The sequence below is a fragment of the Candidatus Igneacidithiobacillus taiwanensis genome (assembly GCF_031962545.1).
Taxonomy (GTDB): Bacteria; Pseudomonadota; Gammaproteobacteria; order Acidithiobacillales; family Acidithiobacillaceae; genus Igneacidithiobacillus; species Igneacidithiobacillus taiwanensis.
The window spans coordinates 20,607-46,462 of record NZ_JAVRKK010000011.1 but is presented as its reverse complement, the minus strand read 5'-3'; the positions used below and the strand labels follow the sequence as shown (position 1 = coordinate 46,462).

The 25,856-nt window shown below is 61.1% G+C and carries 23 protein-coding genes; 20 read left to right on the top strand and 3 right to left on the bottom strand.

The window, feature by feature from the left end:
- Nucleotides 1-165 precede the first annotated feature (165 nt).
- From RTI30_RS03255 to RTI30_RS03240, 4 genes are read left to right on the top strand one after another with little or no spacing between them, the layout of a single operon-like run.
- Nucleotides 166-1,800, top strand: coding sequence for a CTP synthase (locus tag RTI30_RS03255; RefSeq protein ID WP_312262057.1), 1,635 nt, complete (start codon nucleotides 166-168; stop codon nucleotides 1,798-1,800).
- Nucleotides 1,800-2,648 carry a 3-deoxy-8-phosphooctulonate synthase gene (gene kdsA, locus RTI30_RS03250; protein WP_312262058.1) on the top strand — a complete coding sequence of 283 codons (849 nt, stop codon included), beginning with the start codon at nucleotides 1,800-1,802 and terminating at the stop codon, nucleotides 2,646-2,648. Before RTI30_RS03255 ends, kdsA begins: the two co-directional genes overlap by 1 nt.
- Nucleotides 2,645-3,925: a phosphopyruvate hydratase gene (gene eno / locus RTI30_RS03245; RefSeq protein ID WP_312262059.1), complete on the top strand. Its 1,281-nt coding sequence runs from the start codon at nucleotides 2,645-2,647 to the stop codon at nucleotides 3,923-3,925. The genes kdsA and eno overlap by 4 nt, the downstream gene beginning before the upstream one ends.
- A gap of 41 nt (nucleotides 3,926-3,966) precedes the next feature.
- The gene (locus RTI30_RS03240) at nucleotides 3,967-4,320 is read left to right on the top strand and encodes a septum formation initiator family protein (protein ID WP_312262061.1); all 354 of its coding nucleotides are present in this window, start codon (nucleotides 3,967-3,969) and stop codon (nucleotides 4,318-4,320) included.
- A gap of 67 nt (nucleotides 4,321-4,387) precedes the next feature.
- Here the strand turns inward: RTI30_RS03240 and efp are convergent, their stop codons facing one another.
- Complete coding sequence (gene efp / locus RTI30_RS03235) at nucleotides 4,388-4,948, bottom strand: elongation factor P (protein ID WP_312262063.1); 561 nt, start codon at nucleotides 4,946-4,948, stop codon at nucleotides 4,388-4,390.
- Nucleotides 4,949-5,025: 77 nt separating this feature from the next.
- Here efp and RTI30_RS03230 point away from each other — a divergent pair, with 77 nt between their 5' ends.
- From RTI30_RS03230 to RTI30_RS03175, 12 genes are all read left to right on the top strand, one after another.
- Nucleotides 5,026-5,328 (top strand): DUF971 domain-containing protein, encoded by a 303-nt coding sequence (locus RTI30_RS03230; RefSeq protein ID WP_312262065.1) that lies wholly within the window; start codon nucleotides 5,026-5,028, stop codon nucleotides 5,326-5,328.
- Nucleotides 5,309-7,189: an excinuclease ABC subunit UvrC gene (gene uvrC / locus RTI30_RS03225; protein ID WP_312262067.1), complete on the top strand. Its 1,881-nt coding sequence runs from the start codon at nucleotides 5,309-5,311 to the stop codon at nucleotides 7,187-7,189. The genes RTI30_RS03230 and uvrC overlap by 20 nt, the downstream gene beginning before the upstream one ends.
- Nucleotides 7,189-7,767 (top strand): CDP-diacylglycerol--glycerol-3-phosphate 3-phosphatidyltransferase, encoded by a 579-nt coding sequence (gene pgsA, locus RTI30_RS03220; RefSeq protein WP_312262069.1) that lies wholly within the window; start codon nucleotides 7,189-7,191, stop codon nucleotides 7,765-7,767. Before uvrC ends, pgsA begins: the two co-directional genes overlap by 1 nt.
- A 1-nt stretch (nucleotide 7,768) precedes the next feature.
- On the top strand, nucleotides 7,769-11,128 hold the full coding sequence (recC, locus tag RTI30_RS03215; RefSeq protein WP_312262071.1) for an exodeoxyribonuclease V subunit gamma: 3,360 nt from the start codon (nucleotides 7,769-7,771) through the stop codon (nucleotides 11,126-11,128).
- Nucleotides 11,128-14,658, top strand: a complete 3,531-nt coding sequence (gene recB / locus RTI30_RS03210; RefSeq protein ID WP_312262073.1) for an exodeoxyribonuclease V subunit beta — start codon at nucleotides 11,128-11,130, stop codon at nucleotides 14,656-14,658. Before recC ends, recB begins: the two co-directional genes overlap by 1 nt.
- On the top strand, nucleotides 14,655-16,598 hold the full coding sequence (recD, locus tag RTI30_RS03205) for an exodeoxyribonuclease V subunit alpha (RefSeq protein WP_312262075.1): 1,944 nt from the start codon (nucleotides 14,655-14,657) through the stop codon (nucleotides 16,596-16,598). The genes recB and recD overlap by 4 nt, the downstream gene beginning before the upstream one ends.
- Nucleotides 16,591-17,046 (top strand): DUF3429 domain-containing protein, encoded by a 456-nt coding sequence (locus RTI30_RS03200; protein WP_312262077.1) that lies wholly within the window; start codon nucleotides 16,591-16,593, stop codon nucleotides 17,044-17,046. Before recD ends, RTI30_RS03200 begins: the two co-directional genes overlap by 8 nt.
- A 63-nt stretch (nucleotides 17,047-17,109) precedes the next feature.
- Nucleotides 17,110-17,310 (top strand): heavy-metal-associated domain-containing protein, encoded by a 201-nt coding sequence (locus RTI30_RS03195; protein WP_312262079.1) that lies wholly within the window; start codon nucleotides 17,110-17,112, stop codon nucleotides 17,308-17,310.
- Between the two features lie 271 nt (nucleotides 17,311-17,581).
- Nucleotides 17,582-19,108 (top strand): glucan biosynthesis protein, encoded by a 1,527-nt coding sequence (locus tag RTI30_RS03190; RefSeq protein ID WP_312262081.1) that lies wholly within the window; start codon nucleotides 17,582-17,584, stop codon nucleotides 19,106-19,108.
- Nucleotides 19,108-19,602: a hypothetical protein gene (locus RTI30_RS03185; RefSeq protein ID WP_312262083.1), complete on the top strand. Its 495-nt coding sequence runs from the start codon at nucleotides 19,108-19,110 to the stop codon at nucleotides 19,600-19,602. The genes RTI30_RS03190 and RTI30_RS03185 overlap by 1 nt, the downstream gene beginning before the upstream one ends.
- Nucleotides 19,599-21,644 (top strand): glucans biosynthesis glucosyltransferase MdoH, encoded by a 2,046-nt coding sequence (gene mdoH / locus RTI30_RS03180; protein ID WP_312262085.1) that lies wholly within the window; start codon nucleotides 19,599-19,601, stop codon nucleotides 21,642-21,644. Before RTI30_RS03185 ends, mdoH begins: the two co-directional genes overlap by 4 nt.
- Nucleotides 21,645-21,656: 12 nt before the next feature.
- The gene (locus tag RTI30_RS03175; protein ID WP_312274629.1) at nucleotides 21,657-22,058 is read left to right on the top strand and encodes a tetratricopeptide repeat protein; all 402 of its coding nucleotides are present in this window, start codon (nucleotides 21,657-21,659) and stop codon (nucleotides 22,056-22,058) included.
- A 2-nt stretch (nucleotides 22,059-22,060) separates the two neighbouring features.
- On the opposite strand, the gene RTI30_RS03170 is transcribed toward RTI30_RS03175, so the two are convergent.
- Nucleotides 22,061-23,107, bottom strand: a complete 1,047-nt coding sequence (locus tag RTI30_RS03170; protein ID WP_312262088.1) for a complex I NDUFA9 subunit family protein — start codon at nucleotides 23,105-23,107, stop codon at nucleotides 22,061-22,063.
- A 100-nt stretch (nucleotides 23,108-23,207) separates the two neighbouring features.
- Here RTI30_RS03170 and RTI30_RS03165 point away from each other — a divergent pair, with 100 nt between their 5' ends.
- Nucleotides 23,208-23,612, top strand: a complete 405-nt coding sequence (locus RTI30_RS03165; RefSeq protein WP_312262089.1) for a DUF423 domain-containing protein — start codon at nucleotides 23,208-23,210, stop codon at nucleotides 23,610-23,612.
- Here RTI30_RS03165 and sohB read toward each other — a convergent pair.
- A complete protein-coding gene (gene sohB / locus RTI30_RS03160; RefSeq protein ID WP_312262090.1) occupies nucleotides 23,595-24,575 on the bottom strand; it encodes a protease SohB in 981 nt (326 codons plus the stop codon). The two genes, RTI30_RS03165 and sohB, sit on opposite strands and share 18 nt — an antisense overlap.
- A gap of 63 nt (nucleotides 24,576-24,638) precedes the next feature.
- Here sohB and RTI30_RS03155 point away from each other — a divergent pair, with 63 nt between their 5' ends.
- The 3 genes from RTI30_RS03155 to RTI30_RS03145 are packed head-to-tail and all read left to right on the top strand — an operon-like array spanning nucleotide 24,639 to nucleotide 25,855.
- Entirely contained in the window at nucleotides 24,639-24,893 is a 255-nt protein-coding gene (locus RTI30_RS03155) for a MoaD/ThiS family protein (RefSeq protein ID WP_312262091.1), read from the top strand.
- Entirely contained in the window at nucleotides 24,850-25,383 is a 534-nt protein-coding gene (locus tag RTI30_RS03150; RefSeq protein ID WP_312262093.1) for a molybdenum cofactor biosynthesis protein MoaE, read from the top strand. The genes RTI30_RS03155 and RTI30_RS03150 overlap by 44 nt, the downstream gene beginning before the upstream one ends.
- A complete protein-coding gene (locus RTI30_RS03145; RefSeq protein ID WP_312262095.1) occupies nucleotides 25,370-25,855 on the top strand; it encodes a YajQ family cyclic di-GMP-binding protein in 486 nt (161 codons plus the stop codon). The genes RTI30_RS03150 and RTI30_RS03145 overlap by 14 nt, the downstream gene beginning before the upstream one ends.
- The last annotated feature ends 1 nt before the right edge of the window (nucleotide 25,856 follow it).

Below are 25,856 nucleotides of genomic sequence, written 5' to 3'. Positions count from 1 at the left end.
ACAACGCCGAACGGCCACACCATCGACTCGGACAGAAACCACCGCTATCCTTCCTCCTCCAACATCTACCACAGTGCCAAAGGTGGTGGACGCATACACCGCATTGTCTGTGCGGCCTGAATTGGCTACCATGCAGGCGTTTTTCCAGCGCAGCCGGGGGGCACGATGACCAAGTATATTTTTGTCACCGGCGGAGTCGTCTCCTCGCTTGGCAAGGGGGCTGCCGGGGCAGCGCTGGGGGCGCTGCTCGAGGCGCGCGGGCTGCGGGTGACCATGCTAAAGCTCGACCCGTACATCAATGTCGACCCGGGCACCATGAGCCCCTTTCAGCATGGCGAAGTCTTCGTCACCGCCGATGGCGCCGAAACCGATCTCGATCTCGGCCACTACGAGCGTTTCCTTTCCACGCGCATGAGCAAGCGCAACAATTTCACCACCGGTCTCGTCTACCAGACAGTAATCGAGAAAGAGCGGCGCGGCGATTACCTCGGGCGCACGGTGCAGGTCATTCCGCACATTACCGATGAGATCAAGCGGCGAATTCGGCTGGGAGCGGCAGGAGTAGACGTTGCCATTGTCGAAATCGGCGGCACGGTGGGCGACATCGAATCGCAGCCCTTCCTCGAGGCCATCCGCCAAATGGCGGTAGAGGAGGCGCGGGGTAACAGCTTGTTTTTGCATCTGACCCTGGTGCCGTACCTGCCCTCGGCGGGGGAGATGAAGACCAAGCCGACCCAGCATTCCGTGCGCGAGCTGCGCGCCATTGGTATTCAGCCCGACGTCTTGCTTTGCCGCGCCGATCGTCCCATTCCGGAAGATCACCGTGCCAAGATCGCCCTCTTTTCCAATCTGCGCGATCGGGCGGTGATTTCCGCCATCGACACCGATAGCATCTATCGCATCCCGCTGCTCTTTCATGCCCAAGGGCTCGACGACCTGGTGGTGGAGGAACTGCAGCTGCAGGCCAACCAGCCCGATCTCTCGGTTTGGCTAGGGATCATCGATGCCCTGGAGCACCCCGAGGGCGAGGTGTGCATCGCCTTGGTCGGCAAATATGTGGGCCTCACGGAGTCCTATAAGTCCTTGTCGGAGGCGCTGCTGCACGCTGGGCTGCGGGCGCGGCGCAAGATTCGTTTTCTCTATGTGGATGCCGAAGAAATCGAGGAGAAGGGGCCGGAGTGCTTGGCGGCAGCAGATGCCATCCTCGTACCCGGCGGTTTTGGCGGGCGCGGGACCGAAGGCAAGATTCGCGCAATCCGCCATGCTCGCGAGCAGAAAATCCCCTATCTCGGCATCTGCCTCGGCATGCAATTGGCGGTGGTGGAATTTGCCCGCCATTGTGCGCACTTGCCGGCTGCCAACAGCACCGAGCTCGATCCCGCCACTCCCGAACCGGTCATTACCCTGATGCAGCGCTGGACCGATCCCGGCGGCCAGATTACCTACCGCGAGGAGGGGGGAAATCTGGGCGGCACCATGCGTCTGGGAGCGCAAACCTGCGTGCTCGAACCCGGCAGCCTCGCCGAGCGCGCCTATGGGCGGCGGGAAATCGAGGAGCGCCATCGTCATCGCTTCGAATTCAACAACCGCTACCTGCAGCCCTTGGCAGCAGCGGGTTTGCGCTTCTCGGGGCGTTCTGCCGATGGTGCCCTGGTCGAAGTGGTAGAGTTGCCGGACCATCCGTGGTTTCTGGGTTGTCAGTTTCACCCGGAGTTCACCAGTAATCCGCGCCAGGGGCATCCCCTCTTCGACGCCTTTGTTGCTGCCGCGCTAGAGTATCGCCTCCGGGAGGGACGCTGATGGAACTTCTTGGTTTTTCGGTTGGCCTGCAGCAGCCCTTTTTCCTCATTGCCGGCCCCTGTGCCATCGAGAGTGAAGAGCTCGCCTTACGTAGCGCCGCCACCCTGCGCGAAATCTGCGACCGACTGCACATCCCGCTGATTTATAAAAGCTCGTACGACAAGGCCAATCGCTCCTCTGGAAGTAGTTTTCGCGGGCCGGGGATGGAGGAGGGGCTGCGGATTTTGCAAAAGGTGCGTGCGGAGATCGGCGTACCGGTGCTTACCGACGTGCACGAAAAAGAAGACGTAGCGGCAGTCGCAGAGGCGGTAGATATCCTGCAGACCCCGGCTTTTCTGTGTCGGCAGACGGATTTCATCCAGGCGGTGGCAGCGGCGGGCAAGCCGGTCAACATCAAAAAAGGGCAGTTTCTCGCCCCCTGGGACATGGTCAACGTGGTTGCCAAGGCCAAGGCCACCGGCAACGAGCAGATCCTCGTTTGCGAGCGAGGCGTGAGCTTTGGCTACAACAATCTGGTTTCCGACATGCGCTCCCTGGCGGTAATGCGCAAGACCGGCTGCCCGGTCGTTTTCGACGCGACCCATTCGGTGCAGTTGCCGGGAGGACAGGGGGATCGCTCCGGCGGCCAGCGCGAGTTCGTGCCCGTGCTCGCGCGGGCGGCGGTGGCCGCGGGGGTGGCGGGCTTGTTCATGGAAACCCACCCCGACCCGCGCTGTGCCCTCTCCGACGGTCCCAACGCTTGGCCCCTGGGGCAAATGGAGTCCCTGTTGCGGGTGTTGCAGCGCATCGATACGGCCGTAAAAGCACAAGATTTTCCCGAAAACCATCCAGAGGAGTTGTTACCATGACCGCCATCGTTCAGATCCATGCCCGGGAAGTGCTCGATTCCCGGGGCAATCCCACTGTCGAAGCCGAGGTAACCCTCGAAAATGGTGCCATGGGTCGAGCCATCGTGCCGAGCGGCGCCTCCACCGGTGAGCGGGAGGCCGTCGAGTTACGGGATGGCGGCGAGCGTTATGCCGGCAAGGGGGTGCGCAAGGCAGTAGAGAACGTCAACGGAGAAATCCAGGACGCCCTCCTGGGCATGGAAGTCGAAAACCAGCAAGAAATCGACGCCGAGCTCTGCGCCCTCGACGGCACCGCCAACAAATCCCGCCTGGGCGCCAATGCCATCCTCAGCGTCTCTTTGGCTTGTGCGCATGCGGCAGCGCGGTCCTTCGGCCAGCCCCTCTACCGCTACATCGGAGGCTTGGGTCCCATCCAGTTGCCGGTGCCGATGATGAACGTCATCAACGGCGGCGCCCATGCCGACAATGCCATCGATATGCAGGAGTTCATGATCATTCCTGCGGGGGCAGAGAGCTTCTCCGAGGCCCTGCAGATGGGGGTCGAGGTCTTCCACCGCCTCAAGGCGGTACTGCATGGCCGTGGTTTGGCCACTACCGTTGGCGACGAGGGTGGCTTTGCTCCCAATCTGTCTTCCAACGAGGCTGCCCTCGAGCTTTTGGTCGAGGCCATTTCCCAGGCAGGCTATACCCCAGGCGAAGACATCTGGCTGGGCATCGATGCGGCGTCGAGCGAATTCTACAAAGACGGCAAGTACCAGTTGCACAGCGAAGGACGAACCCTCGATAGTGGCCAGTTTGTGGATTATCTCAACGACCTCGTCGATCGTTATCCCATTCTCAGTATTGAAGACGGTATGGACCAAAATGACTGGGAAGGCTGGGTACAACTTACCGACCGTCTTGGTGATCGTCTGCAGCTGGTTGGCGATGATATTTTCGTTACCAATACCAGCATCCTGCGCGAAGGAATTGATCGCGGGGTGGGCAACAGTATTCTGATCAAATTGAATCAGATTGGCACGTTGACCGAGACCCTGGCGGCGATCGAAATGGCCAAGACCCATGCGTATACGGCTATCGTTTCGCACCGTTCCGGCGAAACCGAAGATACTACCTTGGCTGATTTGGCGGTCGCTACCGGCTGTGGACAAATCAAAACCGGTTCGCTGTCGCGTACCGACCGGGTATCCAAATATAACCGCTTGCTGCGTATTGAAGAGGAGCTTGCCGATGCCGCGCGCTTCCCGGGACTTGCAGCTTTTTACAATTTGGACTAAAAGTCCAGATCATTGAGTAACGTTTTGTAGCAAGGGGCTTTATGGCTGTCGTGTGGGAGGGTTCTTTGGGTTCGGCGCGTGCGGTGGCCTCTTGCATAGGCGGTCTTTGCCGTGTCGATCTCGCGCTTCTCGCGCTGCTTTTCTTGCTGCAGTATTTCTTGTGGTTTGGTACGGGAAGCTGGTGGACTGTCGCGCAGTTGCACACGCAATTGGAACAGCGGCAGAGTGCTGTGCAAAAACTACAAGAGCGCAACGACAAACTTGCTGCCGAGGTATTGAGCCTGCAGAATGATGCTGGTGCGGTATCGGGTTTGGCGCGGCGTAACTTGGGCTTGGTGGGCAAAAACGAGATTTTTGTTTGGGTGATTCCCCGCTCGGCACCCAGCAACTCCTGAAACCACTTCGTCTACCTACAAAAAAGCCCGCATTTCGCGGGCTTTTTTCTTGGCTAGCGTGGCGCGATCAGGCGCGGTCGATGTAGCTGCCGTCGACGGTGTTGACACGGATTTTTTCGCCGTTATTGACGAATTGTGGCACCTGTACGGTAATGCCGGTTTCCATGCGCGCCGGCTTGTAGGAGCCCGTCGCCGTCTGGCCCTTGATGGAGGGCTCGGCCTCGACCACTTCCAGAATGACCACCGGCGGCAATTCGACGCCAATGGGGCGGTCGTTATGCATGTTGACTTGAATTTCGGTATTGGGTAGCAGATAACCAATCTGGCCCTCCAAGAGGTCCTCGCTCAGGGTCATCTGCTCGAAGCTTTCGTTATCCATGAAAATATAGCCGCTGCCGTCATTATAGAGGTACTGCATTTTACGCGGTTCCACCACCGCCTTTTCCATCTTTTCTTCGGAGCGGAAGCGCTGGTTGGTTTTGGTGCCGGTTTCGATATTTTTCATTTCCACCTGCATGAAGGCGCCGCCTTTGCCGGGTTTGACAAAATCGGTCTTGAGCACGCGCCAGAGGCCCTTGTCGTATTCCAGGATGTTGCCGGGGCGGATATCGAAGGCGGAGATTTTCATGGTCGGTCCTGTAAAGCATTCCCTTTGCTGGGCGCGGATTGTACCCTAGAGCCCTTATCCTGACCAGTGAGGCCACGATGGTAAGCCAGCCCCTCGAAATACATCCGCTGATGCGCAGCAAGGTGATGGAGATTGCCTGGAGCGACGGTCATACCAGTCGTCTTTCTTTCGAGCTGCTGCGGGTAGAATGCCCCTGTGCCGAGTGCAAGGGGCATACCCCAGACCAGGCCCAGGAGATTACCGGCAAGGAAGACATCGATCTGGTGGATATCCAGCCTGTTGGCAATTACGCCGTACAGTTACACTTCAGCGATGGACATGGAACCGGCATCTATACTTGGGAATACCTGCGTCGCCTCGATGCTGCCAGCGCAGAATGACGAAGCCGCAGCGCTAGAACTGCTGCCGCAGGCAGACTCGCCCTTCGTTCTGCCGGATTTTTTACGCCAACTCAGCACTGGCCCCGGCGTGTACCAGATGCTCGGCGCGGCGGGGAAGATCTTGTATGTCGGCAAGGCGCGTAATCTCAAGCGTCGGGTCGGCTCCTACTTCCACAAAAATCGTCATAGCCCCAAGACCGTTGCCATGCTGCAGCAGGTAGTGCGGGTCGAGGTCATCCACACCCACACCGAGACCGAGGCCTTGGTGCTCGAGGCGCAGCTCATCAAGCGCCATCATCCGCCCTACAACATCCTGTTGCGCGACGACAAGAGTTACCCCTACCTGCTCATCGAAACCGGCAGCGAATTTCCGCGTATGGCCTTTCATCGCGGGGCGCAGCGGGCCAAGGGCCAGTACTTTGGGCCCTACCCGGCGGTGACTGCATTGCGCGAGAGCATGGTCCTGCTGCAAAAGGCCTTTCGCTTGCGTACCTGCGAAGACAGTGTCTTCAAAAACCGCAGTCGCGCTTGTCTGCATTATCAAATTCGTCGTTGTAGCGGTCCCTGTGTGGGGCATATCAGTGCTGCCGACTATGCCGCCGATGTCCAGGCGACGCTGCAATTTCTGCAGGGGCGTAGCGACGAGGTCTTGCAGGCCTTGCAGCAGCGCATGCAGGCGGCCGCCGAGGCACTTGCCTTCGAGGAGGCGGCGCGGCTGCGAGACCAGATTGCTGCTCTGGCAAAGATGCAGGAGCGGCAATATGTCGCCCAGTCTGGCGGTGGCGACTTCGATGTGCTGGCGGCGGTGGAGGAGGGTGGCCAGTGGTGCGTCTACCTGAGTTTTCTGCGCCACGGGCGCCAACTCGGTGGACGCGCCCTCTTTCCCCGCCATGCCGAGGGGGTGCGTGCCGCCGAGATGATGGCAGCCTTTCTCGGGCAGTACTATGCCGATCGCGAAATCCCGGGCAACCTGCTGCTCAATGTATTGCCACGCCATCGGCAGGCCCTGCAGGATGCGCTCGCCCAGTTGGCCGGGCGCCGGGTGCTCATCGACCAGCCCCAGCGCGGGCCGCGCAAGCGCTGGATGCAGCTTGCTGAAACCAATGCCCGCCTCGCCCTGCGGTCGCGCCAGCAAAGCAGCGAACAGGGACGGCGACGGATGCGGCTGCTTCAGGAACTCTTTGGCCTCGAGGAGACGCCGCAGCGCATGGAATGCTTCGACATCAGCCATACCCGCGGCGAGGCGGCAACGGCTTCTTGTGTGGTCTTTGACGGCGATGGTGCGCGCAAAGATGCCTACCGGCGTTTCAACATCCGCGACATTACCCCAGGCGACGACTACGCTGCCATGGAGCAGGCGGTGGCGCGGCGCTACGGGCGCCTGCTGGAGGAGGGGCAAACCCTACCCGACATCGTTTTCATCGATGGTGGGCCGGCACAGCTGGCACGCGCCGCCGCCGCGCTGCGGGACTTGGGTATCGACACCATCCAGCTCTGCGGGGTATCCAAGGGCAGCAGTCGCCGTCCTGGCCTGGAATCCTTACATGCCCCGCAATGGCCGGCGCCGCGCCAACTCGCTGCCGATGACCCAACCCTGCTCTTGATTCAGGAGATCCGCGACGAGGCGCATCGCTTTGCCATTGGCGGTCATCGGGCACGACGGCAAAAGGCGCGACAGGAATCGGAGTTGGATACCATTGGCGGTATTGGCCCCAAGCGCCGCGGCGCCTTGCTGCGGCACTTTGGCGGTTTGCGCGGTATTCGCGATGCCGGCGTCGAGGATCTGCAGCGGGTGGAGGGCATTCGCCGCGAGCTCGCCCAGCGCATCTACGATCATTTCCATACCGGAGCACGGACGTGATGACGCGCCTGCCCAATTTCTTGACCATGTTGCGGATCCTGCTCATCCCGGTTTTTGTCCTGCTCTTTTTTCTCGGCGGCGCCGAGCGTAGCTATGGGGCGACGGCGGTTTTTGCCCTTGCCGCCCTCACCGACTGGGCCGATGGCTATCTCGCCCGCCGCTATCACGGCGTCTCGCCCTTTGGCACCTTTCTCGATCCCGTGGCAGACAAGCTCATGGTGGCCACAGCCTTGATCCTCATCTCCACCAGTGGCGAAATGCCCGTTGCCCTCGCCGGCATCCTCACCAGCATCATCGTCGGTCGGGAAATTACCGTTTCGGCCCTGCGCGAGTGGATGGCAGAAATTGGTGAGCGCAAGAAGGTCTCGGTGTCTTGGCTGGGAAAAATCAAAGCCACCCTGCAGATGCTTGCCATCCTCTTTCTGGTGTATGCCGGCCCTTTGGCGGGGGGTATCGCGGCGCGGGAGGTCGGTATCATTCTGCTCGTTTTGGCGGCGGGGATGACCTTGTGGAGCATGGTCGATTACCTACGTGCCGCCTGGCCGAGCCTCACCGGTAAGCAGGCTGCCGGCCGCTGAGATGCTGGCGCCCGGACTCTCCCTGGTGCACAGTCAGCGGGCCGAGGATTTGCGGCAGCTGCTCTGCGCCTGGTGCGAGCGGCGGCCCCTGCCGCCCTTGGCGACGGAGACCATTCTGGTGCAGAGCAACGGCATTGCCGAGTGGTTGAAGTTGGGCTTTGCCGAACAGGGCATTGCCGCTGGACTGGAATTTTTGTTACCAGCGCAGTTTCTCTGGCGTGCCTATCGAGCAGTCTTGGGCATCGACGCCGTGCCGGAGACTTCGCCTTTCGACAAGGAGCGCTTACGCTGGCGGATCTTTCGTCTGCTCGACGAGCTCTCGGCGCCCGAGTACGCGCCTTTGCAGCGCTATCTGGCGCGCGATGCCGATGGTCGCCGGCGCTTTCAGCTCGCCCAGCGTATTGCCGATCTCTTCGATCAGTATCAGGTCTACCGCGCCGACTGGCTGAGCGCCTGGGAGGCTGGGCGCAATCTCCTCCCCGGCCTCGACGGGCAAGCCCAGCCCGTGCCGGTAGAGCAGCTCTGGCAGCCCAGGCTCTGGCGTGCCTTGCGTGCGGATCTCGAAAAAACCGCCACACCCGGGGTCTCCCGCGGCGAAATCCATCAGCAGTTTTTGGCTCGCCTGCCCAGCGCCGAACTCGGTGGCTTGCCGCAGCGCCTCTTGGTCTTCGGGATTTCTTCCCTGCCGCAGCAGACCCTGCAGGCCCTTGCCGCCCTGGCGCGGCGGATGCCGGTATTGATTCTGGTCCTCGACCCCAGCCTCTACTATTGGGGGGATATCGTCAGCGGGTACGATTTGCTGCGCCGTGCGGCGCGCGGACGCAAACCGGGGCGGCACAGCGCGAGCGAGGCGCCGAGCGTGGCAGAATACGGCCACCCGCTCTTGGCTGCCTGGGGCAAGACCGGTCGCGATTATCTCGCCGCCCTGGAGATCAGTGCCAGCGAGTTGGGCGGCGAGGAGCGCGTCGAGCTCTTTAGCCCCGGGCCGCAGCAAACCCTGTTGCAGCAGTTACAAGACGATATTCTGCAACTGCGCCCGGCCAGCGAGAGCCGGGCCTTGTGGCCACCGGTGCGGGTCGATGGCGATGACTCCCTGCGCTTTCATGTCGCCCATGGTCCGCTGCGCGAGCTCGAGGTCTTGCAAGACCAAATCCTCGAGGCGCTGCGCCGCGATGCTAGCCTGCACCCGCGCGACATCCTCATCATGGTCCCGGAAATGGAGACCTTCGCGCCGCGCATCGCCGCCATTTTTGGCCGCTATTCTGCCCCCGATCCGCGCGCTCTCCCTTACCGCATCGTCGATACGGCCGGGCAGTCGGAAACCGCCTTTCTTCGCATCTTGGCGCAGTTGCTGGCGCTGCCGCAGTCGCGGCTTCCCGCCAGTATGCTTTGGGATTTGCTCGACTTGCCGGCCCTGCGGCGTCGCTTCCGCATCGCCGAAGAAGACCTCCCCTTGTTGCGCAGCACCTTACAGTCCGCTGGCGCGCGCTGGGGGCTGGATGCCGATCAGCGGCGGGACCTCGGTGTTGGGGAGGAGACTGCGCACACGTGGCTCTTTGCCTTGCAGCGCCTCTTTCTTGGCTATGCCCTGGGCGGCGAGGCAGACTGCTGGGGTATCGAGGCCGCCTATCTACCCTTGGAGGAGGGCGAACGCCTGGCGCCCTTCCTCGAATTGCTGCAGTCCTTGGCGACCTGGCAGCAGCGTTTGCAGCGCCCGCTGCCTCCGGCGCAGTGGCGGCATCAACTCGAGAATCTTCTCAACTCCTTCTTTTTGCCGGTTGATGCGAGCGACGAGGCGGCCTTGGTTGCGGCGCGCGAGGCGCTACAGGAGTGGATGGAGGAATGCGAAGCGGCGCAGCTCACGACCCCGCTTTCCATCGAGATCGTAGCGCCGGCCTGGCAAGATAAGATGCAAGGAGCGCTGGCCCAGGCGGGAGGTTTTTTTTCGGGCGGCCTTACCTTTGCCACCCTGATGCCCATGCGCGCCATTCCCTTTCGCCACATCTACCTGCTGGGGATGAACGAGAAAGACTATCCCCGCCGGCAGCTACAGCCGGAATTCGATCTATTGCGCGGCGATTATCGTCCGGGGGATCGCTCGCGGCGCGAGGACGATCGCTACCTTTTTCTCGAGGCCTTGCTCTCCGCGCGCGAGCGTTTACACATCTACTGGAGTGGCCGCAACCCGCGCACGGACGCCGAAGAGCCGCCTTCGGTCTTGGTTGCACAGCTGCGCGATCATCTGGCGCGGGTCTGGTGCGCAGAATCCTCGGCGGGCATCCTGCGGGGGCCGGCGTTTTTGCATGCCCTGACCCAACAGCATCCCCTGCAGCCCTTCAGTGCCCGTTACCTAGCGGGCGAGGCGCGCAGCTACGCGCGGGAGTGGTGGCAACCCAGCAATCCTTTCCCTGCCGCAAGCGCCATCACCGCCGAGCCGCTGCACAGCTGGCGACTCAGCGACTTGCAGGCCTTGGGCAAAAACCCCGCGCGCTATTTTTTGCAGCAGGGTTTGGGCTTGTATCCGGCGTTGGCGGGGGAGGACTTGGCGGAAGATCTCGAGCCCTTCGCTCTCGATGGTTTGCAACAATGGCAGCTTCGCCAGGAATTGATCGAGGCCGCCCAGCGCAGCCCGGAAGACGTCGAGCGAGCCCGCCAGCAAATCGAAGACTACACCCGGCGGCAACGACGGCGCGGGGATTTACCCGCCGCCGCCTTCGGCGACCTGTTGGCGGAGCAACTGCAACAGGATTTGCAGGCGCCCCTGGCACGCTATGCTGCCCTCTGTAGTCGTTTTACCGAGGCGCTGCCATCCCATGGGCTGAGCCTCTCTATCGCCGGTTGCACAGTGGAAGGCGAGATCAGCGGCCTGCGCCAGGATACCTCGGGCAGCCTCATTCTCCCGCGTTGGTCCGCGAGCCATCTCAAAAAGGACAGCAACCAGCGCTTGGACAAGATCTGGCCCTACTGGATCGAGCACCTTGCCCTGCATGCTGACGGTGTTGTCCTCCATAGCCACCTGCTTGATCAAACGAATCACTTCTGCTTGGCGCCGCTGACGCAGGACCAGGCCGAGCGGCAATTGCAGCAGATCATCAGCGCGGCCGAGCGGGGGCGTTTGCAGCCCCTGCCTTTTTTACTTTCTCTACCGGGCAAGGTATTCGATACGGGGGGCCGAGTCGATGCGGACCGTCTGCGGGCAGCCTACCCGGCATTGGCGCAGCACGACTGGTTTTTGCGCCGCGTTTGGCCGGATGCCGACGCTTTGCTCGCCGTGGGGCTCGAAGCCATAGACGAGTGCTACCAGACCCTCGCCATGCCTCTCGTGGAGTGCTTGACCCAAGGGAAGGAGGCTTTGGGCTGATGCGCGAGCCGCCGATTCTCGATCCCTTGCACTTTCCTCTCACTGCCGGGCGTCGCCTCATCGAGGCCAGTGCCGGGACGGGGAAAACCTATACCATCGCTGCCTTGTACCTCCGTCTGGTGCTCGGCCATGGCTGCGCGCGCCCCTATTTGCCCGAAGAATTGCTGGTGATGACCTTCACCAATGCGGCAACGATGGAGTTGCGCGCCCGCATCCGTCAGCGCCTCTACGAGGCGGGAGAGTTTTTTGCCGGGCGCGTGGAGAGCACCGACGCCTTTTTGCAAGCCCTGCGCGGCGAGTATGCAGAGAGTGCCTGGCCGCAACTCGCCCAGCGTCTGGAATGGGCGGCGGAGGGTATGGATCAAGCCGCCATCTACACCATCCATGCCTGGGTGCAGCGGGTTTTGCAGGAGTATGCCTTTGCCGCCAACAGCGATTTTACCTTCGAGCTCGTGCAGGATGCGCACAGCCGTACCGCCGAGTTGATTCAGGACTATTTTCGGCTCTATTTACAGCCCTTGGCGCCGGAGCAGTTACGCGAATTGCAAAGCTGGAATACAGAGCTTCTCGCCCCGGATGGCATAGCCCAAGAGATAAAGGCGTATCTCGACCATGCCGAAGAACTGCGTGCCGGCCCCGTGCCCGGGGAGCTCATCAACGCCCTGCTGGCAGAGCAGCGGGCGGCAGTCCGCCAACTCCGGGCAAAAATTGCCCCCCAGATCGATACCTTTGCCGAGTGGCTGGATCAGCTCTGTGCACAGCAGTTGGTTGATGGCCGCAAGTTGCATAAACGCTACTACGGCCCCTGGCTGCAGGCTCTGCGTAATTGGTGTGCCGATGATGGCCTTGTCGGTCCCGACTGGACGGATTCTGCTTGGAAGCGCCTCAGCGTTGCGGGCTTGCTAGAGGCACGAAAGCAAGATGATCTACGCCTGGAACACCCCTTCCTTGGCTTGCTCGAGGAGCTGTCGAATTGGCTGGAAAAGCTCGCCGAGGCCCGCCACCTTGCCCATGGCGCGCTGCTCAGTCACGCCCTGGCATGGATTGCCGAGCGGAAACGGCAGTTGCAGGAGCGTGGCGAGTTCGATTTTTCGGGACTTTTGCGACGACTGCAGAGCACCTTGACGGCGGAGGGCGGGGCGGTATTGGCGCGTCAGTTGGCCCGCCGCTACCCTTGGGCCTTGGTCGATGAGTTTCAAGATACCGATCCCCAGCAGTACGCCATCCTCGAAACCATCTATCGGCCCGAAAACGACGACCCCGGCCTGCTTCTCATTGGCGATCCCAAGCAAGCCATCTACGCCTTCCGTGGCGCCGATTTGCCCACCTATTTGCAGGCGCGCCAGGCCTGCGCCAATGATATCTATCGCCTTGCCTGCAACTACCGGTCGAGCGCGGCGCTGCTCGATGCCCTCAATGCGCTGTTCACCCGCCTCGACCGCGAGGCCAAGGATGGGCTCTTTGGCTTGCGGCGGGGCGAGGACGATCCCATGCCCTACTTGCCGGTGGGCGCCGCCGGGCGCGAGGAGCGGCCAACCCTTGCCGGCACGGCGCTCCCGGCTGTGGAGATTGCCTATCTAGCGGCCGATGTACCGTGGAGCAAGACCGACTTTACCGCCGCCGTGGCCGAGGCCTGCGCCGAGCGGATCGTGCAATTACTGCTGGCGGCCCGCAGTAAAAAGGCGGGTTTTGATCGCGATGGCGATTTGCGCCCCTTGCGCGCCGCGGATATGGCCGTTTTGGTGAATGATTTTGGCGAGGCGGAAGCAATTCGTGCTGCCCTGGGTCGCCGTGGGGTGGCGAGTGTCTACCTGTCTGAGCGAGAATCGGTGTATGCCACAGCCGAGGCGGAAGATCTCGAGGCCTTGCTTGCCGCCTGTCTTGCGCCTAGCGACGAGGCGCGCCTGCAGGCCGCCCTCGCGGCGCCGCTCCTGCAACTCACCTTCGCGGAGTTGGCCGCGTGGCGGCAGGATGCTGCACTGCAAGAGCGGCTGCTCGCCCAGTTTTATGGCTACGGAAAACTCTGGCAGGAGCGTGGGGTGCTGGCCATGCTTTTCCGCTTGTTACAGGATTTTTCCGTGCCCGCCAAATTGCTGCAAAGCCCTGGGGGCGAACGCCGCTTGACCAACCTGCTGCAGATTGCCGAATTGCTGCAAGCCGCGAGTCGGCAACTGGCTGGCGAACATGCCCTGCTGCGCTTCCTTGCGGAGCAGCGCCAAGATGGCGCCGGCGGCGATGAGGCCTTGCTGCGCCTCGAGAGCGATGCGAATTTGCTCCGCGTCGTCACTATCCACGGCGCCAAGGGGTTGCAGTATCCCCTGGTGTTTGTGCCGTTTTTGCTCAATGCCCGCGGCGCCTCCAAGGCGGCGTTCCAGATCGACAACGGGACCTTGCTGCCCCTCGATGCCCAAGGGCAAGCCCAGCGGGAGGCCGAACGCCGGCAGGAGGATGCGCGTAAACTGTACGTCGCCCTCACCCGCGCCGAGTTTTATCTCTGGCTCGGTATGGGGGCGCAGAAGGATGCAGCCAACTCGGTCTTTGGCCAGCTCGTCCTTGCCGATGCCGAGCCGCTGGCATTGCGCTCGCGCCTCGCGGCCCTAGTCGCTGATCTACCGGAAACCGAGCTCTACGATGTTGCCCTCGGAGATGCCCCGGCAAGACTCCCGCCGGAGTCTTCGGCTCGGCAGCCGCAGGAGTTACCCGAGGCGCGGGCGGTAGAGGCAGACTGGTGGATTGCCAGTTACACAGCCCTGCACCATCGGGGGGTCTGGGAGCGATTGGCGGAGGATGAGCATGCCTGGGCAGCGCCCGAAGTCGCGGCGCAGCTCATCTTCGCCCCCGGCGCCCAGACCGGCATCCTGCTCCACGACTGCTTGCGTTGGATGGCCCAGTATGGCTTTGCCCGACTCGCTGCCGATGCCGCGCCCCTGCGCCAAGAGATCCGTCGGCGCGAAGTTGGCGAGCAGCGCGAAGAATTCCTGTTCGCTTGGCTATTGCGGATTCTTGCCCATCCCTTGGCGCTTCCCAATGGCGATGTCTGCCGACTGCAGGATCTGCAAGAATACAGCGCCGAAATGGAGTTTTGGCTACCCCTCGACTGCATCGATAGTCGCAACCTCGATGCCATCGTGCGTCGCCATCTATGGCCCGAGGCGGCGCGGCCAAGCCTCGCCAATCGTCGTCTGGGGGGTATCTTCAAGGGCTTCATCGACCTCGCCTTTTACTGGCAAGGTACTTATTATCTTCTCGATTATAAAAGCAATTTCCTGGGGCTCGACGCCGGCGCCTATGCCCCGGGCCAGCTGCAAGCGGCGGCTTTGGCGCAGCGCTACGACTTGCAGTTGGCTCTCTATCTTTTTGCCCTGCGGCGTCTGCTGCAAAAGCGGCTACCAACGGCATCCGTAGGCGCTGCTTTGGCCCTTTTTCTGCGCGGCATTACCGCAGGCGCAGCTGCCAGCATTGCCCTCGCGCCAGCGGCAGCCTTCTTCGACGCCCTCGAACCCTACTTCTCCGGCGAGGCTGGCCAATGATCCCGGCGCTTGCCTGTGCCGGTGGGGCAACAAAGGATGCTTTGCGAGCCGCCCTCTGCGCTGCCGTCGAGACAGGCTGTTTGCGGCTCTGGGACGCGCAATTTGCCCTTTTTCTGCGCCAGCAGGTGCCACAAGCGCCGCGGGCGATCCTCTTTGCCGCAGCCCTCTGCAGCCGGGCGGCAGGGCGGGGGCAGGTCTATCTCGATCTTACCGCCGAATTCAGCGACTCCCCCTGCAAGGGCCTCTGGCAGGGCTTTGACGACTGGCAAGACTGGTACGCCAAGGCCCCGGAGCTCTGCAGTGCGGGAGAAGGCAACACCCCGCTGGTCTTACGCCCTGGCCGCCTCTATCTGCGCCGCCTGTGGATGGACGAACGCAAAATCGAAGCAGAAGTCTTGGCACGCCTGGAAGCCTTGCCCCAGCCGCCGGCGGGGGAGGTCGCCCGCCACTTGGATCGCCTCTTTGCGCAGTCGACGCTGCAGCCAGACTGGCAGCGCATTGCCTGTGCGCTGATGCTGCCGCGGCGCCTGGGCGTGATCAGCGGCGGTCCAGGCACCGGTAAAACGACCACGGTGTTGCGGCTCTTGCTCTTGCTGCAGGCCTTAGCGCAGGCGGGGCTGCTGCCGGGCCAGCAGGGCCTGTTGCGCATTCGACTGGCCGCCCCCACGGGCAAGGCGGCGGCACGCCTCAGTCAGACCCTGACGGCCGCCATGACCGCGCCGGACCTTCGCGAATATCAAGCGCTTCTGCCCTATTTGCCGCAAGAGGTGGAGACCGTGCATCGTCTCCTCGGCCTGCGCAGCGACGGCAGCGCGCGCCAGCACCGTCATCGCCCCTTGGCCCTCGATCTGTTGATCATTGACGAAGCCTCCATGCTCAGCCAGGAGATGATGGCACGGGTTCTCGACGCCTTGCCGCCCGCAGCTCGTCTGATTTTGCTAGGCGACAAAGACCAGCTCGCCTCCGTCGAGGCCGGCGCCGTGCTGGCGCAACTCTGCGCCCATGCCGAAGCAGCACGCTATTCGACAGCGACACGTCAGTGGATCGCCGCCACCTGCGGCTGCAGCCTGCCGGCGCCAGAGCAACCTGGAAGCGAGCGGGAGCAGTCCTTGGTCTTGCTACGCCACAGCTATCGTTTTGCGCAGAGCAGCGGTATCGGCCGCTTGGCGGAGCGGATACGCCTAGGGCAGAGCCAAGGCTTGGCGGAGATCTGGGAGGCGGCCGACTTGCGCCTCTTTACCCGCATCGGCGCACCCGCCCTCGACCAACTCCTCTTGCATGGCTGGGAAGGAGACCCTGACGCCCCCGGCTATCTGTACTATCTCGCTCAGCTGCGGGCTGGCCAGCAGGCCGGGCTCGATCCCGACGCCCTGGCCCAACGCTGTCTCCAGGCCTATACCAACTTCCAACTGCTCTGCGCCCGTCGCGATGGCCCCTGGGGCGTAACAGCGCTCAATCTGCGCATCACCCAATTGCTGCAAGCAGCCGGCCAGATCACAGCGGGCCGCGAATGGTTTGCTGGTAGACCGGTGATGATTACCCGCAATCGCTATTCCCTTGGCCTCATGAATGGGGAAGTGGGGATGACACTCCCGGTTACCCTGGCCGATGGCCAGCGCCACTTGCAGGTCGCCTTTGGGAGCGGCGATGGCGGCATCCGCTGGTTCTCGCCCTGGCGCTTACAGGATCTGGAAACGGTCTTTGCCCTCACCGTGCATAAATCCCAGGGCTCCGAGTACCAGCACTGCGCTTTTCTGGCCGGCGAAGAAGATCGTGAGCTTTTGCAGCGCGAACTCCTCTACACCGCACTCACTCGCGCCCGCTCGCGCTTCAGTCTCGCCCTCGGCGGCGACGCCGAGCTTCTCTGTGCTATGATCGAGCACTCGTCGGCGCGCAACCACTGCATCTTCGACCCCACTCAGGAGAGAGCCCATGCATGACAACAGCAGCAAACGTCTAGCTCAGATTTTGGGCATCACCGGCCTGTTACCCCTGCTCATTGCCGATGTGGCCACGGTCAAAGGTTATGGTCTTGTCGCGGTCAGCTTGGGTAACATCTATGCCGCCATCATCCTGAGCTTCTTGGGTGCAATCCACTGGGGTCTGGCCCTCGACCGTAGCCAAAGTGCCGACAAGACCGGGCCGCTTTTGCTATGGAGCGTGATTCCTGCCCTTTGGGGCTTCTTTGCCCTCTGGTGGTCGCCGCTCTTGGCCACTCTCCTATTGATGCTCGGCTTCGTCGCCCAATGGTTGGCAGATTTGCGCTTGCAACGGCAGGGTTATCCTTGGCCGAGCTGGTTTTTCCCCCTGCGCAGTGGCCTGACCCTGGGCATCCTGATCCTGCTGGGGGTGCTGGCAGCAGAGATTTACTCGATGCTACAGAGCTGAGGGCGCTTGACCTCTGCCGGTACTGTACGGTGTACGCTATATCCGCAACTTGAGGAGTGCAGCATGGCAACGATGGAGTTGAAAGTAGAGGGAATGACTTGCGAGCACTGCGTGCGTGCTGCGACAGCGGCGTTGCAGGCAGTTCCCGGCGTCGAGAAGGTGGAAGTCCGCTTGCCGGATTTTGCCCGCGTCGAGGGCAGTGCAGATCTTAGCGCCCTGCAGGCGGCGCTGCGCGAAGAGGGCTACACGGCGGAGCAACGGTAGTCGGAAACTCGGCCCGGCGAGGAGGGGTTGTCGCGATTCGGCGACAGTCTCTTCTTTTCCACGGGAATCCAAGTCCTTGATCTAGCAGTTCATCATCACGTGTTTTTCTAATGTACTAAAATTCCGAGTTCGACTGCGACCAAATTCATCAGATTTCACTGTTTTGTTGGCAGCTTGTCGGGAAAGAGCGACGCTTTCCTCCCCTATTCGGCACCGTATCCAATAAAAGCAAAGAGTTGCGCTATGGCATGCCAATTGCTTTGTGGAGTGCATGGATACCATCGTTTTTCCTTCCTGGCGCAGGCTGCTGTTGGGCGCGGCGCTTTTTGCTTTGGGCACGGCCGCGGCGGTGGCCGGCGACTTCGATTTTGCGCAAGTAGAAAAGAAAGCGCAGGAACTGGCGCGCGCTCCGTATGACGGCGCTCCCGCCCCGGTCCCTGCCTTCCTCACCCAGCTTACGCCGGAGCAATATGCCCAGATTCAGGATGTGAATCCTCTCTGGTCCGATAGCGATAGCCCTTTCCAGGTCCAATTCTACCTGCCTGGATCATATTTCCCGCGGCCAGAGAAAATTTCGGTAGTCGAAAACGGGCAGAGCAAGCCCGTTCCTTTTCGTCTGGCAGATTTCAGCTTTGGGGATCTCCATCCCGATTCCTTGCCGCAGGATCTCGGCTATGCCGGTTTTCGCCTGCTCTATCCTCTAAATACCCCGCCGAACTATAACGAATTCATCTCTTTTCTCGGCGCCACGTATTTCCGCGCCGTCGGCAAGGATGCGGTTTATGGCACCTCGGCGCGCGGCATTGGCATCGATACCGCTCAGCCCTCCGGCGAAATCTTCCCATATTACAGTCATATCTGGTTGGTGAAGCCGGCGCCCGGTAGCAGTGAGATGACGGTCTACGCCCTGATGGACAGTTCGGTGGTGACGGGGGCCTACCGTTTTGTGATCCATCCGGGCACCGACTGTGTCGTTGATGTCGAATCGACGATCTACCTACGCAAGCCGGTGCAGGTGCTGGAGCTTGCCCCCCTTACCAGCATGTTTTGGCATGGTCACGGGCGAGGAGTGCGGGCGGGCGATTGGCATCCCGCCCAGCACGACTCGAGCGAGCTCGTCCTTGCCAATGGCAATGGAGAATGGATCAGTCGTCCCCTCGACAATCCCTTGCAGATCCAGACCACGACCTACAGCATGCAGCAGCCACAGGGCTTTGGTCTCATTCAGCAGCCTCGGGATTTTTCTGCCTATCAGGGCATCGCTACCCAGTACCAGCGGCGTCCTAGTGTTTGGGTAAGCCCGGTGGGCGATTGGGGTAAAGGAGAGGTACGTTTGGTCGAGTTGCCGACCAACAACCCGGACATGGACAATATCGATGTATTCTGGGTTCCGGCGACGCAGCCGCAGCCCGGGCAGCCCTACCATTACGCGTATCAGCTGCGCTTCTTCAATAGCCAGCACGGGCTGATTCCGCTGGCGCATCCGACGGCTACCTACCTTGGCTACGATACCAAAGACCCCAAATGGCAGCATGTGGTTATCGACTTTGCCGATGGCGCCCTTGCCAAGTTGCCGCGATCGATGGCGGTGCAGGCGCATTTCAGTGCCGCCGACGGGGCGCAGGTGCGTGACCAAAAATTGCAATTTTCTCCTGACGGACATTTTTGGCGTCTCAGCGCTGAGGTGCAAACCGCCGCCAGTACGCCAAGTAATTTGCGCGCTTATCTTACTTTGGATGGCCAGGTGATGACCGATACCTGGACCTTCCTCTTGCAACCTGCCAAAGGAGGTCGCTGATGTTTGTTGATCAATGGCAATCGGGTCCGGTAACGGAGAATTTTCCCGTTTTGGAATTGGAGTCCGTGCCTGCGGAAGACGTCACACTCCTCGCCCGTATGGACGCCTATCTGGCGAGCTTGCCCTTTGACGACGCGCAGCGACTCTGGTTGCGTGCCGAACTCGCCTTACAATTGCGGCAGCTCGATCGGATCGATCCGGCGCAGCGTAGCGCTCGTCTCTTTGCAACCCTTCAGAATCGTATTGCTACCTTGCATCGCGGCGATGAGTGGGAAGCGCGCCTCGCATTGACCTTGCGTTCGGTGTTGCCGGTCGAGATCGATCAACCGAGCCGCTGGTTGCGCGGTCACCAGCTTGCGGTGCAGCGCCGTTCCATGGCCTCTTTACCCATGCAGCGCTCTTTCTTGGCCTTTTTGCAACGGCAGGCGCATAGCCTACGCCAATTCTGGAATCAGCGCCGGCGCTTGGTGCCCTTTTGGGGTAGTGCGCAATGAAAGAACGGTCCGCACGGATCTGGGAGACCCTGAGTCAGGGGCGCCGGCGCTGGCTTACGGTGCAGATCATCGTTCCTGCTGCGGGCTTGGGGGTGTTGCTGCAGCATGAGCTGGCCCTGTCGCAACCGCTGTGGCTCGAGATCCTTACCCTCGGCATCTTTGTTCTCCTTTTTGCTTGGATTTCTGCCGGTTTCTGGACTGCTTTGGCCGGTTTTTGGGTGATGATGCGGGGAACGTCACGGTTGGGTGACAGCGATCCCGAGCGCTTTCGCACCAATCCGCGAGAAGACGTGCGGGTCGCCATCATCATGCCCATCTATAATGAGGAGTCGACGCGTACCATTGCTGGCCTGCAGGCCTGCTACCGTTCCCTGCAGCGCATCGGCAAACTCGAGTATTTCGATTTTTTTCTACTCAGCGACAGTCGCGACCCCCAAGCCTGGATCGCCGAAGAACTGGCCTGGGCGAGCCTTTGTGAGGAACTCAACGCCTTTGGTCGTATCCACTACCGCCGTCGCCCTGTCAACAACCATGCCAAGAGCGGAAATGTGGCAGATTTTTGTCGGCGTTGGGGTAATCACTACGAGTATATGGTGGTGCTCGATGCCGACAGTGTAATGAGTGGCGACACCCTCTATCGCCTGTTGCAGATCATGGAGGGCAACCCCCAGGTCGGGATTCTGCAAACCCAGCCGGTGTCGGTCAACCGTTCCACCCTCTATGCGCGGGTGCAGCAATTTTCCCAGCGTCTCTATGGCCCCTTGTTCAGCGCTGGTCTGCGTTTCTGGCAGTTGGGGGATGGGCATTTCATCGGCCATAACGCCATGCTGCGGGTTGCGCCCTTTACCGAGCATTGCGCCCTGCCGATCCTGCCCGGGCGAGCGCCCTTGGGGGGGCAGCTGCTCAGCCATGATTTCGTCGAGGCGGCACTGATGGCGCGGGCCGGCTGGGAGGTCTGGTTCCTGCCCGACTTGGGCGGCAGTTGGGAAGAGTCGCCGCCCACCCTCATCGATGATCTCAAGCGCGATCGCCGCTGGGCTCAGGGCAATCTGCAGCACCTGCGGCTCCTGGCGGCAGATGGCTTGCGATCTGCCCATCGCTTTCTCTTCATCAATGGCGCCATGTCTTTTTTGGCGGCGCCCCTTTGGGGCTTATTCCTGATCTTGGGAGCAATTTCTGGCTTCCTGTTCTGGAATCCTGACGGTGCCAGCAATGACATGAGCATGTTTCACTATGGCTTGGATAATCCGCTGCCGATCTGGCTCTTCGCCGTCACTCTGACCTTTCTCCTCGGTCCCAAGTTTCTGGCGATGTTTTGGGTGCACTGGTCGGGTCAGGCGCGCTATTTCGGTGGCACGCTTGCTCTGCTCGCCGGTGTATTGCTGGAAAGCCTCTTTGCTATCCTGCTCGCGCCCGTCCGGATGGTTTTCCATAGCCTCTTCGTCCTGCAGACCTTGGCTGGACGAGGGGTGAAGTGGGGTGCCCAGGTGCGTGCCGATCAGGAGACCCCCTGGCCAGTAGCGCTACGCAACTTCGGCCCCTTGAGCTTGGTTGGTTGCCTTTTTCTTTTTGCCGCACAGCCCTTTCTCGGCTTTTGGCATTTTGCCTGGCTGCTACCCATTTTTCTCGGTTTGGCGCTATCGGTACCGATTGCCGTATTCAGCAGTCGTAGTTCCTGGGGCTTGTGGGCGCGTCGTCACCGCTTGTTTTTGATCCCGGAAGAAATCCAGGTGCCGCGGGAGCTGCGCGAGTTGGCCCCGGAGTACGTCGATTTTCTCCCCAAGATGGCCGGCGATGCCTTTGTTGCGACGGTGGTCAACCCGCAGTTCAACGCCGTGCATGCTGCCTTGCAGCGTGACCGTGCCAAGCTCTGGGGGGTGACTGCCGCCCTCTGCAACAAGGCGCTGACCATGGGGCCACAGAGCTTGAGCCAACGCGAGCGCAACATTTTGCTTAGCGATCGCCAAGCCATGCTTACCCTGCACCGCGCCGTCTGGTCACAACATGAGCCAGAAAAACTGGCGGCCTGGGGTTTGCTCTAGTACCCTACTGCCATGGCAGAAAAATACATAGACCTGATGGCGATGGCTGGTCTGCGCGACGAGCTGGAGACTTTGCGTCGCTTGGCGCAGGAGGGTGATCCGGTAGCGCAGTTCAATATGGGCGTGCGCTACGCAGAGGGGCAGGGGGTGCCAAGAGATCTGATCGAGGCAGCGCGGTGGTACAGTGCCGCCGCCGATCAGGGTGATGCACCGGCACAATTCAATCTCGGACTGCTTTTCTACCAAGGGCAGGGGGTGGAGCGGAATCTCGACTACGCCTACGAGCTCTTTCGTCTTGCCGCCCTGCAAGGCGACGCGCGCGCGCGCGCAGGCCTCGACGCCGTGCTTCTCGAACTGGATGCCGAAAGCCGCGAGCGCTTACTGCGGCAGTTTCCGCTGCCTCCCTCGCATTAGCTTCAGGCACTGCCGGCGCGGCGGTTGCGTAACTGCGCCAAACGCCCTGCCCGTCCGCCGCCGATGTACTCTGGCACGATACTTTCCACCGAACTCGCCTCGATGCCAAAAATCTGCAAGAGATCGTTGCGGGTACACACGTTGTCAACCGACAAAGAGCGCAGATTGTCGCGGGTGATGATCTTTCCCGGCAGCCGCTCAAAGACCATGGCCTGTGCCGTGGCCAAAAGATCGCAGAGGGGAATGATGGCTTGGTGTTTGCCGACCAGGCTCTGGGTATAGCGCACTATCTCGGCGAGGGTATAGACCTTGGGCCCACAGAGGTCATAGGCCTTGCCATAGGTTTTGGGATCATCCATGGCTTGCACGAAGGCGCTCACCACATCTTCTACCCAAACCGGCTGCAGTTTGGCCTGGGCCTTGGCCAAAGGAATTACCAACGGCACTGAGCGCAGTAGCTTGGCGAATTGATTGAAGAAGCTGTCGCCGTCGCCAAAAATCACCGAAGGGCGAAAACTGGTCACGTGCAGACCCCGCCCCCACAGCAGCTTGGGGCCATTGAGGTAGGTGAAATGGCCGAGAGCGGCGCTATTTTCGCCAGACTGGCGCACGATTTCCTCGCCAATGCCCTTGGAACGAAGGTAGCCGCTCGGCCCCACTGGGTTGGCACCGAGGGCGCTCATGTGTAGCAAACGCGGTACCCCAACGCGAGCACAGGTGTTGGCCACGAGGCGCGGCAGTTCGATGTGATTCTTTTCGAAATCGCCATGGCGAGCCGGGGGCAGATCGCTGCGTCCGGGACGTCGCTCGTGCAGTATGCCAACCAAGTTGATGACGACGTCACGATCCACCAGTTGTCGTTCGAGTTCGATGGGATCATGGACGTTGGCTTGCACCAGCTCTAAGCCGGGCAAAACCAGGAGGTTTTCCCGATGGCGTTCGCGGTTACGGGTAAGAATGCGCACTTGGTGACCTTGGCTGCAGAGTCGCTCTGCCAAGTGCCGGCCAACGAAACCAGACCCGCCAAGAATGACGATACGATGTGCCATGGGGTATTCGCTCCTAGAAAATTCCTTTGGCCCTAAGGATAGCACGGGCCGGGCTCCCCGTATTATCGTAGGAATTTATGTAACGATTAGGAGAAAAGGGATGCAGAAGAGCGAAAAGACTGGTGTTCTTTGGGCCGCTTGGGGAGCATTTTTTTGCGCGGCTGCGGTGATATTGGCCGCTGCTGGCGACCATTTGGTGGCCAAAGATGTGGGGGCAAGAGCGCTACACGTCTATGATATCGCCAATCGTTTCCAGTTTTATCAGGGGCTTGGCCTGATCGTCTTGGGCTTGGCAGCAGCGCAATGGGGCGAGCGGCGGCTCTGGACTTGGACTGGTGTGCTAATGTTGCTGGGACTTTTGCTCTTCAGCGGTGGTCTCTATCTGGTGGCTATTCTGGGGCGGCAGTATGCCTTTTTGGCGCCCATTGGCGGCAGTGCCATGATCCTGTCTTGGCTTGTCTTTGCTTTTGGACTCTGGCGCTGCCGCTCAGAACCGGGGCGCTGACCAGATTCCGTCCCAGGCTTGCTGGGCCTTGAGTCCCAGGCGTTGGGCTAGGCCTGGGCGGGTGGCAAAGTGCAGGGCAAGTACCTTCTGCTCCTCGGCAGCGCGCTGAATCCAGGCGTCGCTCGTCGCTAGCTCGTCTACTAAACCCAAGGCCAAGGCTTTCTCTCCCAGCCAAGCCTCGCCGGTAGCGACCTTCTCAAGGTCGAGCTGGGGCCGATAGCGGCCAATCAGCTCGCGAAACTGCGTATGGATTTCCGCCAGTTCCTCGCGCAGTTTCTGGCGTCCCTCGTCGGTGTTTTCGCCAAAGAGGGTGACCGTACGCTTGTACTTGCCGGCGGTGAATTGCTCGAAATCGACCTTGTGCTCCTGCAACCAGCGATGAAAATTCGGTATTTGCGCAATGACGCCAATGGAGCCCACCAAGGCAAAAGGGCTGGCAACGATGCGCTGGGCTACCGCTGCCATCATGTAGCCGCCGCTGGCGGCGACGCTGTCGATGAGCACCGTCAGCTCCAGGCCGGCTTCGCGCAGGCGCAAGAGTTGGGCTGCTGCCAGCCCGTAGGTATTGACCATGCCGCCGCCACTTTCCAGCCGCAGACAAACGCGGTCGCCTTCCTGCCGTGCGGCCAGGACGACATCGATCTGCTGGCGCAGGGTTTCTACCGCCGAGGCACGCAAGTCACCCTTGAAATCGATGACGTACAGGCAGCCCCGGTCTGCCTGCTGCTCCGCTTCCTGTCGCGATTTTTTGCGCTTTTTGATCAGTTGCTTGGCGGCTTTTTTGGGGAGTCGGGCGCGCAGCAATTGCGTTGCACGCTCTTCGTAGCGCTGACCGAGGTCGACGATCTCCAATTGGGAACCCTTACTGCGCTTGCGCCAAACAGAAAATCCCGCAAGCAGAAAGAAACTGGCAAGCAGCAAAGTACCGGTCTCGGCGAGGAAGAGCAGATAGGCGACAAACATTTGCAGACCCCGTCTTGCAAGGCTGGAAGGCAACGTCTACCATCATTCGATGGATTGCAAAGGGTGCGCGTGCCGATGATTCACGTCAAGTTCTTCGCCAGCGTGCGCGAGCGCCTGGGGCTCGGGGAGCTCGAACTCGCAGCGTCGACCACCCCGGTTACCGTCGCGGAAATTCTCGCGCAAGTGGAGGCCCGCACGGGGGTCTCCCTAGCGGGTTCGCACCTGCTGGCAGCGCGCAATCAGGTCCATGTGCACTTGCAGGAGCCGGTGGTGGATGGCGACGAAATCGCCTTCTTCCCGCCGGTTACCGGGGGGTAAAGCCGTGCTCGTGCGCGTACAGAGTGAAGCCTTTGATCAGGGTGCCGAAATTGCCGCTCATGCCCAGCCCGAGGCGGGTGCCGTGGTGAGTTTTCTGGGTACCGTGCGCGACTACAGCGACGCCGCCGATATTTTGGCCATGGAAATCGAGCATTATCCGGGAATGACCGAGCGCGAGCTCGAGCGGGTGGCCCGGGAGGCGGGGCGGCGCTTCGCGATTCTCGACAGCCTCATCATTCATCGCTACGGGCGCCTACAGCCGCAAGATCCCATCGTCCTGGTGGCGGTGTGGTCCCGACATCGCGCCGCCGCCTTCGATGCCTGCCGGTATCTCATCGACGTGCTCAAGACCTCGGCGCCCTTTTGGAAGAAGGAAATCACCCCACACGGCGCGCGTTGGGTTACCGATTGCCCCGGTTGTCGGGCAGGAACGCAGCATGGTCATGTCCATCCTGATGTCTTGGAGGAGCAACGAATTGCCGAGTTTTGACGTAGTCTCCGAAATCGATTTACAGGAAGTCGACAACGCCTTGCACACTACGAGCAAGGAAATCGGTAACCGCTACGATTTCAAGGGGAGCAAGGCGAGCATCGAGCGCAAGGAGCATGAACTGGTCTTGCTCGCCGAAGACGAGTACAAATTGGGGCAGATGCTCGATTTGCTCGCGCAGCGCTTGGTCAAGCGTGGCATCGACCTCAAGGCCTTGGAAATTGGCAAGGTGACGGATGCCGCCGGCGGTATGCAGCGGCAGGTTTGTACCCTGAAAGCGGGGGTGAGCGCGGAGATTGGCAAGAAAATGATCAAGCTGCTGAAAGATGGCAAGCTCAAAGTACAGGCCAGCATGCAAGGCGATCAACTGCGGGTGACTGGCAAGAGCCGCGATGAGTTGCAAAGCGCCATTGCCGTCCTGCGCGGCGCCGATTTCGACCTGCCCCTGCAATTCCAGAATTTTCGGGATTGAT

Coding starts and splice junctions, on each gene's coding strand:
- RTI30_RS03255 (WP_312262057.1), top strand. CDS start 166: ATGACCAAGTATATTTTTGTCACCGGCGGAGTCGTCTCCTCGCTTGGC.
- kdsA (WP_312262058.1), top strand. CDS start 1,800: ATGGAACTTCTTGGTTTTTCGGTTGGCCTGCAGCAGCCCTTTTTCCTC.
- eno (WP_312262059.1), top strand. CDS start 2,645: ATGACCGCCATCGTTCAGATCCATGCCCGGGAAGTGCTCGATTCCCGG.
- RTI30_RS03240 (WP_312262061.1), top strand. CDS start 3,967: ATGGCTGTCGTGTGGGAGGGTTCTTTGGGTTCGGCGCGTGCGGTGGCC.
- efp (WP_312262063.1), bottom strand. CDS start 4,948: ATGAAAATCTCCGCCTTCGATATCCGCCCCGGCAACATCCTGGAATAC.
- RTI30_RS03230 (WP_312262065.1), top strand. CDS start 5,026: ATGGTAAGCCAGCCCCTCGAAATACATCCGCTGATGCGCAGCAAGGTG.
- uvrC (WP_312262067.1), top strand. CDS start 5,309: ATGCTGCCAGCGCAGAATGACGAAGCCGCAGCGCTAGAACTGCTGCCG.
- pgsA (WP_312262069.1), top strand. CDS start 7,189: ATGACGCGCCTGCCCAATTTCTTGACCATGTTGCGGATCCTGCTCATC.
- recC (WP_312262071.1), top strand. CDS start 7,769: ATGCTGGCGCCCGGACTCTCCCTGGTGCACAGTCAGCGGGCCGAGGAT.
- recB (WP_312262073.1), top strand. CDS start 11,128: ATGCGCGAGCCGCCGATTCTCGATCCCTTGCACTTTCCTCTCACTGCC.
- recD (WP_312262075.1), top strand. CDS start 14,655: ATGATCCCGGCGCTTGCCTGTGCCGGTGGGGCAACAAAGGATGCTTTG.
- RTI30_RS03200 (WP_312262077.1), top strand. CDS start 16,591: ATGCATGACAACAGCAGCAAACGTCTAGCTCAGATTTTGGGCATCACC.
- RTI30_RS03195 (WP_312262079.1), top strand. CDS start 17,110: ATGGCAACGATGGAGTTGAAAGTAGAGGGAATGACTTGCGAGCACTGC.
- RTI30_RS03190 (WP_312262081.1), top strand. CDS start 17,582: ATGGATACCATCGTTTTTCCTTCCTGGCGCAGGCTGCTGTTGGGCGCG.
- RTI30_RS03185 (WP_312262083.1), top strand. CDS start 19,108: ATGTTTGTTGATCAATGGCAATCGGGTCCGGTAACGGAGAATTTTCCC.
- mdoH (WP_312262085.1), top strand. CDS start 19,599: ATGAAAGAACGGTCCGCACGGATCTGGGAGACCCTGAGTCAGGGGCGC.
- RTI30_RS03175 (WP_312274629.1), top strand. CDS start 21,657: ATGGCAGAAAAATACATAGACCTGATGGCGATGGCTGGTCTGCGCGAC.
- RTI30_RS03170 (WP_312262088.1), bottom strand. CDS start 23,107: ATGGCACATCGTATCGTCATTCTTGGCGGGTCTGGTTTCGTTGGCCGG.
- RTI30_RS03165 (WP_312262089.1), top strand. CDS start 23,208: ATGCAGAAGAGCGAAAAGACTGGTGTTCTTTGGGCCGCTTGGGGAGCA.
- sohB (WP_312262090.1), bottom strand. CDS start 24,575: ATGTTTGTCGCCTATCTGCTCTTCCTCGCCGAGACCGGTACTTTGCTG.
- RTI30_RS03150 (WP_312262093.1), top strand. CDS start 24,850: ATGGCGACGAAATCGCCTTCTTCCCGCCGGTTACCGGGGGGTAAAGCC.